13 protein-coding genes and 1 pseudogene are annotated in these 15,473 nt (G+C 67.7%); 6 read left to right on the forward strand and 8 right to left on the reverse strand.

What is annotated here, in order from left to right:
* Positions 1–250: 250 nt before the first annotated feature.
* Positions 251–1,075 carry an RNA methyltransferase gene (locus tag KR541_RS10770; RefSeq protein WP_050012976.1) on the reverse strand — a complete coding sequence of 275 codons (825 nt, stop codon included), beginning with the start codon at positions 1,073–1,075 and terminating at the stop codon, positions 251–253.
* 280 nt (positions 1,076–1,355) lie between these two features.
* Here KR541_RS10770 and KR541_RS10775 point away from each other — a divergent pair, with 280 nt between their 5' ends.
* From KR541_RS10775 to KR541_RS10790, 4 genes are all read left to right on the forward strand, one after another.
* Complete coding sequence (locus KR541_RS10775) at positions 1,356–2,159, forward strand: inositol monophosphatase family protein (protein WP_050012977.1); 804 nt, start codon at positions 1,356–1,358, stop codon at positions 2,157–2,159.
* A 304-nt stretch (positions 2,160–2,463) separates the two neighbouring features.
* Positions 2,464–4,086 carry an NAD(P)/FAD-dependent oxidoreductase gene (locus KR541_RS10780; RefSeq protein ID WP_089488584.1) on the forward strand — a complete coding sequence of 541 codons (1,623 nt, stop codon included), beginning with the start codon at positions 2,464–2,466 and terminating at the stop codon, positions 4,084–4,086.
* A 280-nt stretch (positions 4,087–4,366) separates the two neighbouring features.
* Positions 4,367–7,024 (forward strand): DNA mismatch repair protein MutS, encoded by a 2,658-nt coding sequence (gene mutS / locus KR541_RS10785; protein WP_124631415.1) that lies wholly within the window; start codon positions 4,367–4,369, stop codon positions 7,022–7,024.
* Complete coding sequence (locus tag KR541_RS10790; protein ID WP_089488586.1) at positions 7,005–8,276, forward strand: hypothetical protein; 1,272 nt, start codon at positions 7,005–7,007, stop codon at positions 8,274–8,276. Before mutS ends, KR541_RS10790 begins: the two co-directional genes overlap by 20 nt.
* On the opposite strand, the gene KR541_RS10795 is transcribed toward KR541_RS10790, so the two are convergent.
* Positions 8,256–8,798 (reverse strand): FKBP-type peptidyl-prolyl cis-trans isomerase, encoded by a 543-nt coding sequence (locus KR541_RS10795; protein WP_011694320.1) that lies wholly within the window; start codon positions 8,796–8,798, stop codon positions 8,256–8,258. The genes KR541_RS10790 and KR541_RS10795 overlap by 21 nt on opposite strands.
* Before the next feature lie 32 nt (positions 8,799–8,830).
* On the opposite strand from KR541_RS10795, the gene KR541_RS10800 reads away from it, so the two are divergent.
* The gene (locus KR541_RS10800) at positions 8,831–10,051 is read left to right on the forward strand and encodes a cupin domain-containing protein (RefSeq protein ID WP_216089531.1); all 1,221 of its coding nucleotides are present in this window, start codon (positions 8,831–8,833) and stop codon (positions 10,049–10,051) included.
* 56 nt (positions 10,052–10,107) lie between these two features.
* A pseudogene (locus KR541_RS37025) lies at positions 10,108–10,354 on the forward strand (hypothetical protein).
* Positions 10,355–10,374: 20 nt separating this feature from the next.
* Here the strand turns inward: KR541_RS37025 and KR541_RS10805 are convergent.
* The 6 genes from KR541_RS10805 to KR541_RS10830 all read right to left on the reverse strand — a co-directional run bounded on the left by KR541_RS10805 (position 10,375) and on the right by KR541_RS10830 (position 15,465).
* Complete coding sequence (locus tag KR541_RS10805; protein ID WP_162838119.1) at positions 10,375–10,539, reverse strand: hypothetical protein; 165 nt, start codon at positions 10,537–10,539, stop codon at positions 10,375–10,377.
* 122 nt (positions 10,540–10,661) lie between these two features.
* Positions 10,662–11,438 (reverse strand): MBL fold metallo-hydrolase, encoded by a 777-nt coding sequence (locus KR541_RS10810; RefSeq protein ID WP_050012982.1) that lies wholly within the window; start codon positions 11,436–11,438, stop codon positions 10,662–10,664.
* Between the two features lie 4 nt (positions 11,439–11,442).
* On the reverse strand, positions 11,443–12,588 hold the full coding sequence (gene bamC / locus KR541_RS10815) for an NlpB/DapX family lipoprotein (RefSeq protein ID WP_050012983.1): 1,146 nt from the start codon (positions 12,586–12,588) through the stop codon (positions 11,443–11,445).
* A gap of 111 nt (positions 12,589–12,699) precedes the next feature.
* Positions 12,700–13,605, reverse strand: a complete 906-nt coding sequence (gene dapA, locus KR541_RS10820) for a 4-hydroxy-tetrahydrodipicolinate synthase (protein ID WP_050012984.1) — start codon at positions 13,603–13,605, stop codon at positions 12,700–12,702.
* A gap of 46 nt (positions 13,606–13,651) precedes the next feature.
* Complete coding sequence (locus KR541_RS10825) at positions 13,652–14,254, reverse strand: class I SAM-dependent methyltransferase (protein WP_050012985.1); 603 nt, start codon at positions 14,252–14,254, stop codon at positions 13,652–13,654.
* 8 nt (positions 14,255–14,262) lie between these two features.
* Positions 14,263–15,465, reverse strand: a complete 1,203-nt coding sequence (locus tag KR541_RS10830; protein ID WP_050012986.1) for a tryptophan--tRNA ligase — start codon at positions 15,463–15,465, stop codon at positions 14,263–14,265.
* Between the last annotated feature and the right edge of the window lie 8 nt (positions 15,466–15,473).

The following is a 15,473-nucleotide window of genomic DNA, read 5'->3' on the forward strand; positions in this document are numbered from 1 at the left end:
CGCCGGGTCATTTGCTTATGACGTCCGGCGATTGTAGGGCCAGTCGCGCCCGGCCGCACGCGGTCGCGCGTTCACCCCGCCGTCGGCGCGGGTATTCGGCCGGGACGCTTGTTGCGGCGGGGTTTCCGGAGGCGATCGGTCGGGAGAAACAGCCGGTTCGACGTCTCCGGCAGGCCGACGCACGGCCTGCCCGGCCGCACGCCGCATCCAGCGGACTCCCGCCCCGCCCGCCAATCGGAGCGCCGGCCGCCTACGCGTCGCCGTCCGGCTTGCCCGACTTCAGCAGGATGTGCTTCGCGACGCCGCGCAAGATGTTGACCTCCTCGCGCTCGAGGCCCGTGCGCGCAAACAGGCGCCGCAGCCGCGGCATCAGCTTCTTCGGATTGCGCGGATCGAGGAAGTCGAGCGCGATCAACGCGTTCTCGAGGTGCACGTACATGCGCTCGATCTCGTCGCTCTGCGCGAGCGTGCCGGCTTCGGCCGGCGGCTGCGCCGACGGCTCGCTCGCCTGTTCGAGAAACGCGACGCGCAACTCGTACGCGAGCACCTGCACCGCCTGCGCAAGATTCAGCGAACTGTAGGCCGGGTTGGCCGGAATATGCGCGAGCGCGCTGCACTGGTCGACATGCTCGTTCGCGAGACCGGTGCGCTCGTTGCCGAACACGAGCGCGATGTCGCCCACGCCGACCTGCGCGCTCGCCTGCGCGGCGGCCGCGCGCGGCGCGAGGCGCGGCGGTCCGTATTCGCGCGTGCGCGCGGTCAGCGCGATCGACCAGTGCACGCCGGACAGCGCTTCGCCGAGCGTCGGCACGACGTGCGCGGACGCGAGGACGTCGTCCGCGCCGCTGGCCATCGCGATCGCCTCGGGGTCGCTCTGCACGTGCGGCACGCGCGGCGCGACCAGCACGAGACGCGAGAAGCCCATCGTCTTCAGCGCGCGGGCCGCCGCCCCGACGTTGCCGGGATGGCTCGGCTCGACGAGCACGAAGCGGGTGGACGTGAAGCCGCCGGACGGCGGCGCGGACGAGGCCGCGCCCGACTCGGACGGCGCGGCGGTGTTCTGCGGGGTTTCCACTACGATACGACTCGGTTCATCAGAATGGCCGTATGGTATCGCCATCGCCCGCGCAAACCCACTCGTCCGGACGGCCAGTGGGGTTTCCCCGCATGCCGGTCGCCTGAAACCGCCGAAAATCGGGTAAAATCATGCCCTTACGCGTTGCGCTCGGCGCAGCGCGGGTCGTACCCCGCTCTTTGTCAATTCGCGTCTCACCTCGCCCCGGCACGCTTGCGCCGTTCCGGGCGGTTGTCCCACTTCGTGGCGGCCCGTGCCGCCGGCTACAGGATCCAGGCTCATGCATCCCATGCTCAACATTGCTGTCAAGGCTGCGCGCCGCGCCGGACAGATCATCAATCGCGCGTCCCTCGATCTCGACCTGATCGAGATCCGCAAGAAGCAGCAGAACGACTTCGTCACCGAAGTGGACAAGGCCGCCGAAGACGCGATCATCGAGACGCTGAAGACCGCCTACCCCGACCACGCGATCCTCGCGGAGGAATCGGGCGAATCGGAGAACGAATCCGAATTCAAGTGGATCATCGATCCGCTCGACGGCACGACCAACTTCATCCACGGCTTCCCGTACTACTGCGTATCGATCGCGCTCGAGCACAAGGGCGTCGTCACGCAGGCCGTCGTCTACGATCCGAACAAGAACGACCTGTTCACGGCCACCCGCGGCCGCGGCGCGTACCTGAACGACCGCCGCATCCGCGTCGGCCGCCGCGACCGCCTGTCGGACGCGCTGGTCGGCACGGGCTTCCCGTTCCGCGAGAAGGACGGCCTCGACGCGTACGCGCGCCTCTTCACCGAAATGACGCAGGCCTGCACGGGCCTGCGCCGCCCGGGCGCGGCGGCGCTCGACCTCGCGAACGTCGCGGCCGGCCGCCTCGACGCGTTCTTCGAGCAAGGCATCAACGTGTGGGACATGGCCGCGGGCAGCCTGCTGATCACCGAGGCCGGCGGCCTCGTCGGCAACTACACGGGCGACGCCGATTTCCTGCATCGCCATGAAATCGTCGCCGCGAACCCGAAGATCTACGCGCAGATGATTCCGATCCTGAACCGCTACAGCCGCATGCATCCGGCAGCGGAGTAAGCCCGGGCCGCGCCCGCGTGGCGCGGCTTTCGCGCAAGCCGCTCGCGCGACATCGTCGTGATGGCGCGCCGATCGCCCGACACGCGGGACAATCTTCCGTGTACGCGGGCCGCTTCGTGCGCCTATCCTGAAGTTGCTCGAGTTGCGCGTTCGAGCCGGCGTACTGCCGCTCGCACCGCTTGTCCCGCAACGACAGCGTAGGGTTTGCGTCCGGCATGCCCGCGCGGCGAAGCACGCCGTAGGCGTGCCGGCCCCGCCTGTATCAACATCGCCACGGCGCCGTGGCAATCGCATCCGAGTCATCATGTTACGGCTAAGCGAAATTAAACTCCCCCTCGACCACCCCGAGAGCGCGCTCGAGGCCGCGATTCGCGCGCGCCTCGCGGAGCTTGGCGTGGCACCAGACGGGCTGCTCCGTTACACCGTGTTCCGCCGCGCGCACGACGCGCGCAAGCGCGCCGACATCAAGCTCACGTATATCGTCGATATCGAAGTCAATGACGAAGCGGCCGCGCTCGAGCGCATCGCCGGCAAGCCGAATTGCGGCGTGACGCCCGACATGGCGTACCACTTCGTCACGAAGGCGCCCGAACACGCCGATTTCCTGCGCCCGGTCGTCATCGGCATGGGGCCGTGCGGGCTGTTCGCGGGGCTGATCCTCGCGCAGATGGGGTTCCGTCCGATCATCCTCGAACGCGGCAAGGCCGTGCGCGAGCGCACCAAGGACACCTTCGGCCTGTGGCGCAAGAGCGTGCTCAATCCCGAATCCAACGTGCAGTTCGGCGAAGGCGGCGCGGGGACGTTTTCCGACGGCAAGCTGTACAGCCAGATCAAGGATCCGAACCACTATGGCCGCAAGGTGCTGGACGAATTCGTCAAGGCCGGCGCACCGGAGGACATCCTGTATCTGAGCCGCCCGCACATCGGCACGTTCCGCCTCGTCAGCATGGTGGAAAAAATGCGCGCGTCGATCCACGAGCTCGGCGGCGAAGTGCGTTTCGAAACCCGCGTCGACGACATCGAAATCGACCAGGGCAAGGTGCGCGCGCTCAAGCTGTCCAACGGGGAAACGCTGCGGTGCGACCGCGTGGTGCTGGCCGTGGGCCACAGCGCGCGCGACACGTTCCAGATGCTGCACGACCGCGGCGTCTACATCGAAGCCAAGCCGTTCTCGCTGGGTTTCCGCATCGAGCATCCGCAGGGGTTGATCGATCGCAGCCGCTTCGGCAAGTTCGCGGGCCACAAGCAACTCGGCGCGGCCGACTACAAGGTGGTCCACCACGCAAGCAACGGGCGCGCGGTCTACAGCTTCTGCATGTGCCCGGGCGGCACGGTGGTCGCCGCGACCTCGGAGCCGGGCCGCGTGGTCACCAACGGGATGAGCCAGTATTCGCGCGCCGAGCGCAATGCGAACGCGGGCATCGTCGTCGGCATCACGCCGGACGACTATCCGGGCGGCCCGCTCGCGGGCATCGCGTTCCAGCGCAAATGGGAAGAACGCGCGTTCGAACTCGGCGGCGGCGATTACCGCGCGCCGGGCCAGTTGGTCGGCGATTTCATCGCGGGCCGGCCATCGACGTCGCTGGGCGCCGTGGAGCCTTCGTACAAGCCCGGCGTGACGCCGACCGATCTCGGCACCGCGCTGCCCGACTACGTGATCGAAGCGATCCGCGAAGCGCTGCCGGAGATCGACAAGAAGATCGCCGGCTTCGCGATGCACGACGCCGTGCTCACCGGCGTGGAGACGCGCACGTCGTCGCCGATCCGGATTCGACGCAAGGACGACTACCAGAGCATGAACGTCGAAGGCCTGTATCCGGCCGGCGAAGGCGCCGGGTATGCGGGCGGCATCTATTCGGCCGCGATCGACGGCATCGAAATCGCGCAGGCGGTGGCGCTCAGCCTGACGTCGGCGCACGCGTCCTGATCGGCGGTACGGGGTCGGCGCGCGCAGGCTCGCAAGCCGGGCGCCGCCGCCCTGCCGCGCGCGTGGCAACGCTTTCGATCGGGAATGGTGAAAGCGCGCGCGGCTGCCGGCCATGCGCCCTTTCGTCGGCGCCTGATGGCCGGCGATCGTGAGCCAGCGCTCGAGGTCGGTTGCCGCTGCACGGCGCCGCCGGCAATCGACCAAACGGCCAACTTCGCACGTTCGCGTCGAAGCCACTGGTAAACTCGGGCAACCCAAGCAACAACTTCATGCCTGACCTATGACCACGCTGTCGCCCGAAGCCTTCGCAGGCCACACCCCGATGATGCAGCAGTACCTGCGCATCAAGGCCGATCATCCGGACACGCTCGTCTTCTACCGGATGGGCGACTTCTACGAGCTGTTCTTCGAGGATGCGGAAAAAGCGGCCCGCCTGCTCGACCTGACCCTCACGCAGCGCGGTGCGTCGGCCGGCACGCCGATCAAGATGGCCGGCGTCCCGCATCACGCGGTCGAGCAGTATCTGGCGAAGCTCGTGAAGATGGGCGAATCGGTCGCGATCTGCGAGCAGATCGGCGATCCAGCCACGTCGAAGGGCCCGGTCGAGCGCAAGGTCGTGCGCGTCGTCACGCCCGGCACGCTGACCGATGCCGCGCTGCTGTCCGACAAGAACGACGTCTACCTGCTCGCGATGTGCACCGGCCACAACAAGCGCGGCGTCGCGGTCAATATCGGCCTCGCGTGGCTGAACCTCGCGAGCGGTGCGTTGCGGCTCGCCGAGATCGAGCCCGAACAGCTCGCCGCCGCGCTCGAGCGCATCCGGCCGGCCGAAATCCTGACCCCGGACGGCGCGACCGACGCCCTTCCCGCCGGCGCGGGCGCAAGCAAGCGCATGCCGGCCTGGCACTTCGACATCGCGTCGGGCACGCAGCGTCTGTGCGACCAGCTCGACGTCGCGAGTCTCGACGGTTTCGGCGCGCATTCACTGACGAGCGCGTGCGGTGCGGCCGGCGCGCTGCTGCTCTACGCAGCGGCCACGCAAGGCCAGCAACTGCGGCACGTGCGCAGCCTGAAGGTCGAGAACGAAACCGAATACATCGGGCTCGATCCGGCCACGCGCCGCAATCTCGAACTGACCGAGACGCTGCGCGGCACCGAGTCGCCCACGCTGTATTCGCTGCTCGACACCTGCTGCACGACGATGGGCAGCCGCCTGCTGCGTCACTGGCTGCATCACCCGCCGCGCGCGTCGGTCGCCGCGCAGTCGCGCCAGCAGGCGATCGGCGCGCTGCTCGATGCGCCGGCCAACGCAAGCCTCGATGCGCTGCGCAGCGCGCTGCGCCAGATCGCCGACGTCGAACGGATCACCGGGCGGCTCGCGCTGCTGTCCGCTCGCCCGCGCGACCTGTCGAGCCTGCGCGACACGTTCGCCGCGCTGCCGGCGCTGCGCGAGCGCATCGGCGCGATCGTCGCGAACGCGGATGCGCTCGCGCGCGTCGACGCGGCGCTCGCGCCGCCCGCCGAATGCCTCGACCTGCTGACGAGCGCGATCGCCACCGAGCCGGCCGCGATGGTGCGCGACGGCGGCGTGATCGCGCGCGGCTACGATGCCGAGCTCGACGAGTTGCGAGACATTTCGGAGAACTGCGGGCAGTTCCTGATCGATCTCGAAGCGCGCGAGCGCGCGCGCACCGGCATCGCGAACCTGCGCGTCGAATACAACAAGGTGCACGGGTTCTACATCGAGGTCACGCGCGGCCAGACCGACAAGGTGCCCGACGATTACCGCCGCCGCCAGACGCTGAAGAACGCCGAGCGCTACATCACGCCGGAACTGAAGACCTTCGAGGACAAGGCGCTGTCCGCGCAGGAACGCGCATTGGCGCGCGAGCGCGCGCTGTACGACTCGGTGCTGCAGGCGCTGCTGCCGTTCATCCCCGAATGCCAGCGCGTCGCGTCGGCCCTCGCCGAGCTCGACCTGCTGGCGGCCTTCGCCGAACGCGCACGCGCGCTCGACTGGGTCGCGCCGACCTTCACCGACGAGATCGGCATCGAAATCGAGCAGGGTCGCCATCCGGTCGTCGAAGCGCAGGTCGAGCAGTTCATCGCGAACGACTGCCGGTTCGGCGCCGAGCGCAAGCTGCTGCTGATCACCGGCCCGAACATGGGCGGTAAGTCGACGTTCATGCGACAGACCGCGCTGATTGCGCTGATGGCGTACGTCGGCAGCTACGTGCCGGCGAAGTCGGCGTGCTTCGGCCCGATCGACCGGATCTTCACGCGCATCGGCGCGGCCGACGATCTCGCGGGCGGCCGCTCGACCTTCATGGTCGAGATGACCGAAGCCGCGGCGATCCTCAACGACGCGACGCCGCAAAGCCTCGTGCTGATGGACGAGATCGGCCGCGGCACGTCGACCTTCGACGGCCTCGCGCTCGCGTGGGCCATCGCGCGCCACCTGCTCGCGCACAACGCGTGCTACACGCTGTTCGCGACGCACTACTTCGAACTGACGCAACTGCCGGCCGAATTCCCGCAAGCGGCCAACGTCCACCTGTCGGCCGTCGAGCACGGCCACGGGATCGTGTTCCTGCACGCGGTCAACGAAGGCCCGGCGAACCAGAGCTACGGCCTACAGGTCGCGCAGCTCGCGGGCGTGCCGGCGCCGGTGATCCGCGCCGCGCGCAAGCACCTCGCGTATCTCGAACAGCAGTCGGCATCCCAGCACACGCCGCAACTCGATCTTTTCAGCGCGCCGCCGGCGGCCGTAGACGATCTCGAATGCGCGGACGCGCCGGCGCTGCCCGACACGCCGCATCCTGCGCTCGAAAAACTGCGCGACATCGATCCCGACGATCTCAAGCCGCGCGAGGCGCTCGACCTGCTGTACGAACTGCGTACGCTGGTCCGGTCGCACGATGCCGACGGGCACGCGTAAGCGCGTTGCGCGCGGCCTGCCGGCCCGCGCCGCCGCCGCGCTGGTCGCGGCGGTCCTTGCGCTGGCGCAGGCCGCTGCGCTGGCCGCGCCGCCCAAGCGCAGCGCGGCGCCCTACTCGTTCGCGGTCGTGTCGGGCGTCATCAACGTCCCGGCGGACGAACCGGCCGCACAGCGGCTGCTCGATGCGATCGCACGCGAGCGCAACCTCGCGTTCGTCGTCTACGCAGGCGATCTCAAAGGCTCGAAGGAAGCATGCCGCGACACGCTGTATGCGCAGCGCGGCGCGATCCTGGATTCGGCGCGCGTGCCGCTCGTGTTCATTCCCGGCCACGACGACTGGATCGCGTGCAGCACCGCGGCCGGCGGCGGCTACGACCCGGTCGAGCGGCTCGATTTCCTGCGGCAGACGCTGCTCGCCGACGCGGCGCTGCCCGATCCCGGCGCGCTGCAGATTACGCGGGAAAGCGAAGTCGCACGGTTCCGGCCGTATCGCGAAAACGCACGCTGGATGCGCGACGACATCGTCTACGTCGCACTCAATGCGCCGGCGCCGAACAACCATTATTTGACGGCGGGCGGGCGCAACGGCGAATTCGAGGATCGCATCGTCGCGAACGGCTTCTGGATCGACCACGCGGCCGAATATGCGAAGCGGCGCGAAGCACGCGCGATGGTCGTGATTTTCGAAGGCGATCCGCAGTTCGAACGCTATGAACGCTCGGAGCGCTTCGCGTGGCTGCGTTTCAACCGGCCGCGCGTGCGCGACGGCTTCCGTGAGCTGAAACGAACGCTGGTGAAGGCGGCGGCGACGTTCCGCGGCCCGATCCTGGTGATGCACGCGAGCGGCGAACCGCTGGCGAACGGCTTTCTGATCGACCGTCCGCTGCATGGCGACGACGGTGAGCTGGTAGGAAACGTGACGCGCGTCGCGATCGGACCGCGCCATCCGGCGAATCAGTGGGTGAAGGTCAGCGTCTCGCCGGCGCGGCAGACGATCTTCAACGTGAGCCTGCAGGAGGTGCCGAAGAACCTGCCGGTGCCGCCCACGCTGCCGCTCGCGCCGCGCGACGACGTGCCGCTGCCGCAGATGCCGGAAATTCCCGCGCTGCCGGCGCTGCCCGACGCGTCGTCGGTCGCGCCGCCGCTGCAGGGCGACGGCGCCGCACCGGGCGGCGCGTCGTGGCCGGCACCATCCCCCGCATCGGGGCCGGCGCCGGGCCTGCCGGCAAGCTCAGTGCAGCGTACGCCCTGACGGCGCTTCGCCGTCTTCGTCGTCATCCTCGTCGACGATCTCGAGCCCTTCCGCGCCATGCGCGTGCTCGTGCTCGATTTCGTCTTCGGTGGCTTCGCGAACGTCCTTCACGGTCAGCGCGAAACGCAGCGCCATGCCCGCCAGCGGGTGATTGCCGTCGAGCACGACCTTGTCTTCGGCGATATCGGTGACCGTATAGATCAGCGAGTCGGCTTCCTCGTCACCGTCTTCCGGCGTGCCTTCGAACTGCATGCCCACTTCGAGCGGCTCGGGAAAACGGTCGCGCGGCTCGATCTTCACGAGTTCGGGATCGTAGTCGCCGAACGCATCTTCCGGCTCGAGCTGGATCTGCGCCTGGTAGCCCGCCTCGTGGCCGTCGAGCTGTTCCTCGATCTTGGGGAACGTGCCATCATAGCCGCCGTGCAGATAGACCATCGGCTCGTCGCTTTCCTCGATCAGATTGCCCTGTGCGTCCGACAGCTTGTAGGTGACCGACACGACGGTGTTTTTTGCGATTTTCATCCAATTCTCCCAAATACAAAACTCATTATACGATGCGCAACCGGTCTCAAGCCGAACCGCGGGATGCCGCTGCCGCCCCGCTCGGCGCGCCGCCTTCCGATCTTCCCACGCCGCTGCTCGGCGGCCTGACGCCGGCGCAATTCATGCGCGGCTACTGGCAAAAGAAGCCGCTGCTGATCCGCCAGGCGATCCCCGGCGTCGCGTCGCCGGTCACGCGCGATGCATTGTTCGAACTCGCCGCCGACTATGACGCCGAATCGCGATTGATCACCCATTTTCGTAACAAGTGGCAACTGTCGCACGGTCCGTTCGAGCCCGACTCGCTGCCTGCCGTCACGCGCAAATCCTGGACCTTGCTCGTGCAGGGGCTCGACCTGCACGTCGACGCGGCCCGTGCGCTGCTCGACCGCTTCCGCTTCATCCCCGACGCGCGGCTGGACGACCTGATGATCTCGTATGCGACGGACGGCGGCGGCGTCGGCCCGCACTTCGATTCGTACGACGTCTTCCTGCTGCAGGTCGAAGGCCGGCGCCGCTGGCGGGTCGGCGCGCAGAAGGACCTGTCGCTGCAGCCGGACGTGCCGCTGAAGATCCTCGAGAACTTCGAGCCGAGCGACGAATGGGTGCTGGAACCCGGCGATATGCTGTACGTGCCGCCGCACATCGCGCACGACGGCGTCGCCGAAGGCGAGTGCATGACCTGCTCGATCGGCTTTCGGGCCCCGTCCGCCGGCGAGCTGGGCGCCCAGTTCCTGTATTACCTCGCGGAGCGCGGCGGCCTGCGCGACGCGGGCGGCGACGACCTCTACCGCGATCCGAAGCAGCCGGCCGTCGACGCGCCCGCGCAGTTGCCGCCGGCGATGGTCGACCGTGTCGCCGAGATCGTCGACGCGATCCGCTGGCGCAAGCGCGACGTCGCCGAATTCCTCGGCTGCTACCTGAGCGAGCCCAAATCGAACGTCGTTTTCGACCCGCCCGAGCGTCCGCTGTCCGAGGCCGCGTTCGTTACGCAGGCATCACGCCGTGGCGTGCGTCTCGACAGAAGGGCCGCATTGATGTATAACGCGCGCTCGTACTTCATTAATGGCGAGGAAGGTCCGCTCGAGCAAGCCGAGGAATGGCTGCCCGAACTGGCCAATCAACGCCAGATGGAGGCGAAACGGTTTGTAACACTATCCCGGGGTCCCTCGATGACAGCCTTGTTGCACGAGTGGTATCGTGCGGGCTGGATACGGGTCGGAAGCCGGAATTAGTGTGAGTCGCCCCGTATGCCCATGCAGATCAAATTCTGTATGGGAAAGACAACGTATTGACCCCGCATTTGTCGACGGTCGATAGGAAAGTGCATATAATTTCCGCCCAAGCCGTAGGGAAGATTCACGCTCTAAGAAGTGCATCTCCACCAGCGGCCCAGGTCGGTGTTGGAGCACATTACCGGTATTGTTTCGCGCTGTTGCTTACCTTTAACCATAAAAGGACGTGATCATGAAGAAATCCCTCCTCGTAGCTTCCCTGTTGGCTGCTGTTGCACTGGCTGCTTGCAACAAGAGCGCTGATCAAGCTGCTTCGTCGGCTGCTAGCGACGCATCGGCTGCTGCTTCGTCGGCTGCTTCGGCAGTTGCTGGTGCTGCGAGCGACGCTTCGGCTGCTGCTTCGTCGGCTTCGGCTGCTGCGAGCGACGCTGCTGCTGCAGTGGCGTCGGCTGCTTCGGCAGCGACGGCTGCTCCGGCTTCGGGCGCAAGCCAGTAAGCCTTCAGCATCAGCTGAAAAAAAACCGGCCCGAGGGCCGGTTTTTTTACGTCTGCCGCTTTCGAATCGAGCGCCCGGCAGCCGCTTCGGGCCGCCGCAGCGGCCCTGCCCCGCTCATCCGAGCATCAGCCAGTCGAAGCCCGCGTCCTGCGAGGCCACGACCACGTCCTCCCCGTCCGTCCCGAGTACGCCGCCAAACGCCTGGCGGGCCAGTTCCGGCAGGTTGTTCTGCTGGCTCAGATGGGCCGCGACCAGATGCTGGAGACGGCTGCGTTCGAGCGACGCGAGGATGTCGGCCGCCGCGTCGTTGCTCAGGTGGCCGTGGTTGCCGCCGATCCGCGCCTTCAGCGACTGCGGATAGCGGCTCGCGGCCAGCATCGCGGTATCGTGGTTGGATTCAAGCACCAGCGCGTCACAGCCGCTCAGGACGGCCGTGATGTGCGGCGTAGCCATCCCGACGTCCGTCAGCACGCCGAGCCGGCGGTTTCCGTCCATGAACACGAACTGGAGCGGTTCCCGCGCATCGTGCGGGACCGTATAGGGCATCACGGCCAGATCGCGTATCGCGGCCGTCTCGTCGCCCCACAGCACGTGGAGATCGACATCGGCCTCGTCCGCGCCCACCGCGCGCGCGGTGCCCCAGCTCATGTAGAGCGGCAGCGACGCGCGGCGCGCGAGCGTCAGCGCACTGCCGACGTGGTCGCTGTGTTCGTGGGTAATGAGGATCGCATCGAGATCGGCGATGCAGAGATTCAGTCGGCCGAGCCGGCGCTCGACCTCCTTGGCGGAAAAGCCGCAGTCGAGCAGCACGCGGGTGGTCGTCGTGCCGCTCGAGGCCTCGACGACCAGCGCGTTGCCTTCGCTGCCGCTTCCGAGGCTGGCGAATCGCACGCGCTCAGTTCAGCTGCGCGTGCAGCAGCGAAATGATCCGCTGCGCGTCCGACGAGTTGTCGACTTGGCCGTTCGCGCCGATCACCGCCACCTGCGTGCCGCTGGCGCCTGCCGCGCGCACGTTGATCAGGTATTCCTTGCCGGGCTTGGCTGCCGACGGGCCGCCGTAGAACAGCTTGCCGAACAGGCCGTCACGCTTGAGCTCTTCCATCGAATTCGCATAGCGCACGGTATAGACGCCCTTCTCGCGGTCGCGATTGTCGACCGTGAAGTTGGTCCGGTCGAGCGCCAGGCCCACGCGCAGCCACGCGCGATCGAACGACTCGGCCAGTTGCAGCGTCGCCGCGCCGCCGCTCGTGTCGCTGACCTGCGCCGGCGCCGTCGCCGGGCGCGCATCGGTCAGCAACTGCTTCGCCTGCGCGTCGGTCAGGCCGAACTTCTGCATCAGCTTCGACAGGAACACGGCTTCGAGCACCGGGTTGCGCGGACGCTCCTCCCAGCGCGACGACGTGCCGCCCTGCGGGCCGACCATCATTTCTTCCATCGCGCTATGCGTGATCGAGATGTCGGTGTTGCCGTCCGACGTCCGGTTCACGAGCGTGCGGAAGCGGTCGCGCGTGCCCGACGAGTACGCGAAATCGATGACCCGGCCGATCGTGCGGCGGAACCAGTCGTCCGGAATGTTCGCGCGGTTCTCGGCCCAGTCGGTGGCCATGATGCCCGTCGACGGCGCATCGGTCTTCAGCGAGAAGCCGTTCTCCTGCCAGAACTCCTTCAGGATCGGCCACAGCTGCTCGGGCGTGCGGCCGTCGACGACGAGCCAGCGGCGATCGCCGTCGCGCTCGATGTGCATGCCGAGCGGATCCTGCGCGCTCGGGATGCCGTCGGTCGCGTTGCCCGCTTGCGTCGTGGCCCGCGGCGGCAGCGTGCCGAGTCCTGCGTTGGTCGGTGGCGCGACGAACTGCTGCGTCGTCTGCACCGGCTTCAGGTCGCTCGGCACCGCGAGCGGCGGCGCCGAGCCGGTGTTCTTGTAGTTGACCCGGTCGGGGGCCAGGTAGTCGTTCAGCGTATCGCAGCCAGCGAGCGCGCCCAGCGCCAGCGCCACCACCGACAACTGGATGGCGCGAGAGGAAATGGCGAAACGTTTCATGAAATCCTTCGTCTTGCTAGAACGCTCGTCAGGAGCGGCGCCGGACGGAGCCGGCCGGTGCGGGTTGATCAGGGGTCGAGCCGGCGGCCGCAGGACGCGGCCGCGTCGGCATCAGGCGAGAACGCCGGCCTCGACGAGGGCCGAACGCACGGCATCGTGGCAGCGCTCGTCGAGCGCCGTGAGCGGCAGCCGGATCCCGCCCTGCATCTTGCCCATCGCCTGCAGCGCCCACTTCACCGGGATCGGGTTCGCTTCGATGAACAGATTCTTGTGCAGCGACAGCAGCTTCATGTGCAGTTCGCGCGCCGTTGCGACGTCGCCGGCCAGCGCCGCGCGGCACAGCTCGCTCATCGCGCGCGGCGCGACGTTCGCGGTCACCGAGATGTTGCCGTGGCCGCCGAGCAGCATCAGCGCGATCGCGGTCGGATCGTCGCCGCTGTAGATCGCGAAATGCTTCGGCGCGGCCTTGATCAGGTGCGCGGCGCGATCGATGTTGCCGGTCGCTTCCTTCACGCCGATGATGCCCGGCACCTGCGCGAGGCGCAGCGTCGTCTCGTGCGCCATGTCCGCGACCGTGCGGCCCGGCACGTTGTACAGGATCACCGGCAGGTCGACCGCTTCGGCGATCGTCCGGAAGTGGCGGTACATGCCTTCCTGCGTCGGCTTGTTGTAGTACGGCACGACCTGCAGCGTCGCGTCCGCGCCGACGGCCTTCGCGTGCTTCGTCAGCTCGATCGCCTCGGCGGTCGAATTGCCGCCGGCGCCCGCGATGATCGGGATGCGTTTCGCCGCATGCTCGACCGCCGTGCGGATCATCAGGATGTGCTCTTCGACGCTGAGCGTTGCCGACTCGCCGCTCGTACCGACGACGACCAGCGCATCGGTGCCTTCCGCGATGTGCCAGTCGACCAGTTTGCGAAACGCCGGCAGATCGAGACTGCCGTCTTCGAGCATCGGGGTGACGATCGCGGGGATGCTGCCGCGGATTTGAATGCCGTCTTGGGTGCCGTTAGCCATGAAACGCGATTGAGTATGTACCGGTAAACATTGAGATTGTAGCGGATTAGCCGGGCAGTTCGTAACGTGGAATTCCCGCCCCCGCCTTCGGGGTCGCGCCCTCGCGCACTGCGCTAAGACGCTGGACGAATGCCTCGCGCGGCGCGGCGATGAAACCGTCCTCGTACGCGACCACCCGCAGGCGGCCGTGCACGGCGTCCAGCAACTCGCCCGGGGCGAGCAGGAACGCGGGGTTGGACGGTTTTCCGACCGTTTCGTTTCCTTGCGCGAAGGTTTCGTAGATCAGCACGCCGCCCGGCGCCACCGCATCGAGCAGATGGGGCCAGAGCGGACGATGCAGGTAGTTCGTGACGATCACGGCCGCGTACTGCTCGCCGGCCGGCAGCGGCCACGGCGCGCCCTCGAGATCGGCCGCTCGGGCATCGACACCCGGAATCGCGCGCAATGCGGCCAGCGCGGCCGGATCGCGATCGAGCGCGACGACCGGATGCCCGCGCGACGCGAACCCGCGCGCATGGCGGCCGCCGCCCGCGGCGACGTCGAGCACCGCGCCGCCGGCCGGCACGAGCCGCGCCCATTGCGCGACCCAGCGCGACGGCTCGGCCTGGCCGACGTGGCCGCCCGCAGCGGCGATGACGGATTCGCTCATGCGCCGGATCAGTTGTACGACAGGCCCATTGCGTCGCGCACGTCGCGCATCGTTTCCGTCGCGTACTTGCGCGCCTTGTCGCAACCGTCCGCGACGATCGCACGCAGCAGCGACGGATCGTCCATGTACTTCTGCGCGCGCTCGAGCATCGGCTGCTGTTCGCGCAGGATGCCTTCGACGACCGGCTGCTTGCAGTCGAGGCAGCCGATACCCGCCGAACGGCAGCCCTTCTGCACCCACTCGTGCGTCGCTTCGTCCGTGTAGACCTGGTGAAGCTGCCACACCGGGCACTTGTCGGGATCGCCCGGATCGGTGCGGCGCACGCGGGCCGGATCGGTCGGCATCGTGCGGACCTTCTTCGTGATCGTGTCGGCGTCTTCACGCAGGCCGATCGTGTTGCCGTACGACTTGGACATCTTCTGCCCGTCGAGGCCCGGCATCCGCGACGCTTCGGTCAGCAGCGCCTGCGGCTCGACCAGGATGATCTTGCGCGCGCCTTCGAGATAGCCGAACAGGCGCTCGCGGTCGCTCATCGACAGGCTTTGCGATTCCTGCAGCATCGCGCGCGCCTGTTCGAGCGCCTCGTCGTCGCCTTCCTGCTGATACGCGTTGCGCAGCTCGTGATAGAGCTTCGCGCGCTTGCCGCCGAGCTTCTTCGCGGCGTCGAGCGCCTTCTCCTCGAAACCGGGCTCGCGGCCGTACAGGTAGTTGAAGCGGCGCGCGATCTCGCGCGTCATCTCGACGTGCGGCACCTGGTCCTCGCCGACCGGCACGAGCGAGCCGCGATACAGCAGGATGTCGGCCGCCATCAGCACCGGGTAGCCGAGGAAGCCGTAGGTGGACAGATCCTTGTCCTTCAGCTTCTCCATCTGCTCCTTGTAGGTGGGCACGCGTTCGAGCCAGCCGAGCGGCGTGCTCATGCCGAGCAGCAGCGCGAGTTCCGCATGCTCGGGCACCTTGCTCTGGATGAACAGTGTCGCCTGCGCGGGATCGATGCCGGACGCGAGCCAGTCGATCAGCACGTCCCACACGTTCTTCTCGATGACCTCGGGCGTCTCGTAGTGCGTCGTCAGCGCATGCCAGTCGACGACGCAGAAGAAGCACGGGTACTCGGACTGCAGCTTCACCCAGTTTTTCAGCACGCCGTGGTAATGACCGAGGTGCAGCGACCCGGTGGGTCGCATGCCGGAGAAAATACGTTCTGGGAACATGATTGTCG

Source organism: Burkholderia sola, assembly GCF_905400185.1.
GTDB classification, from domain to species: domain Bacteria; phylum Pseudomonadota; class Gammaproteobacteria; order Burkholderiales; family Burkholderiaceae; genus Burkholderia; species Burkholderia sola.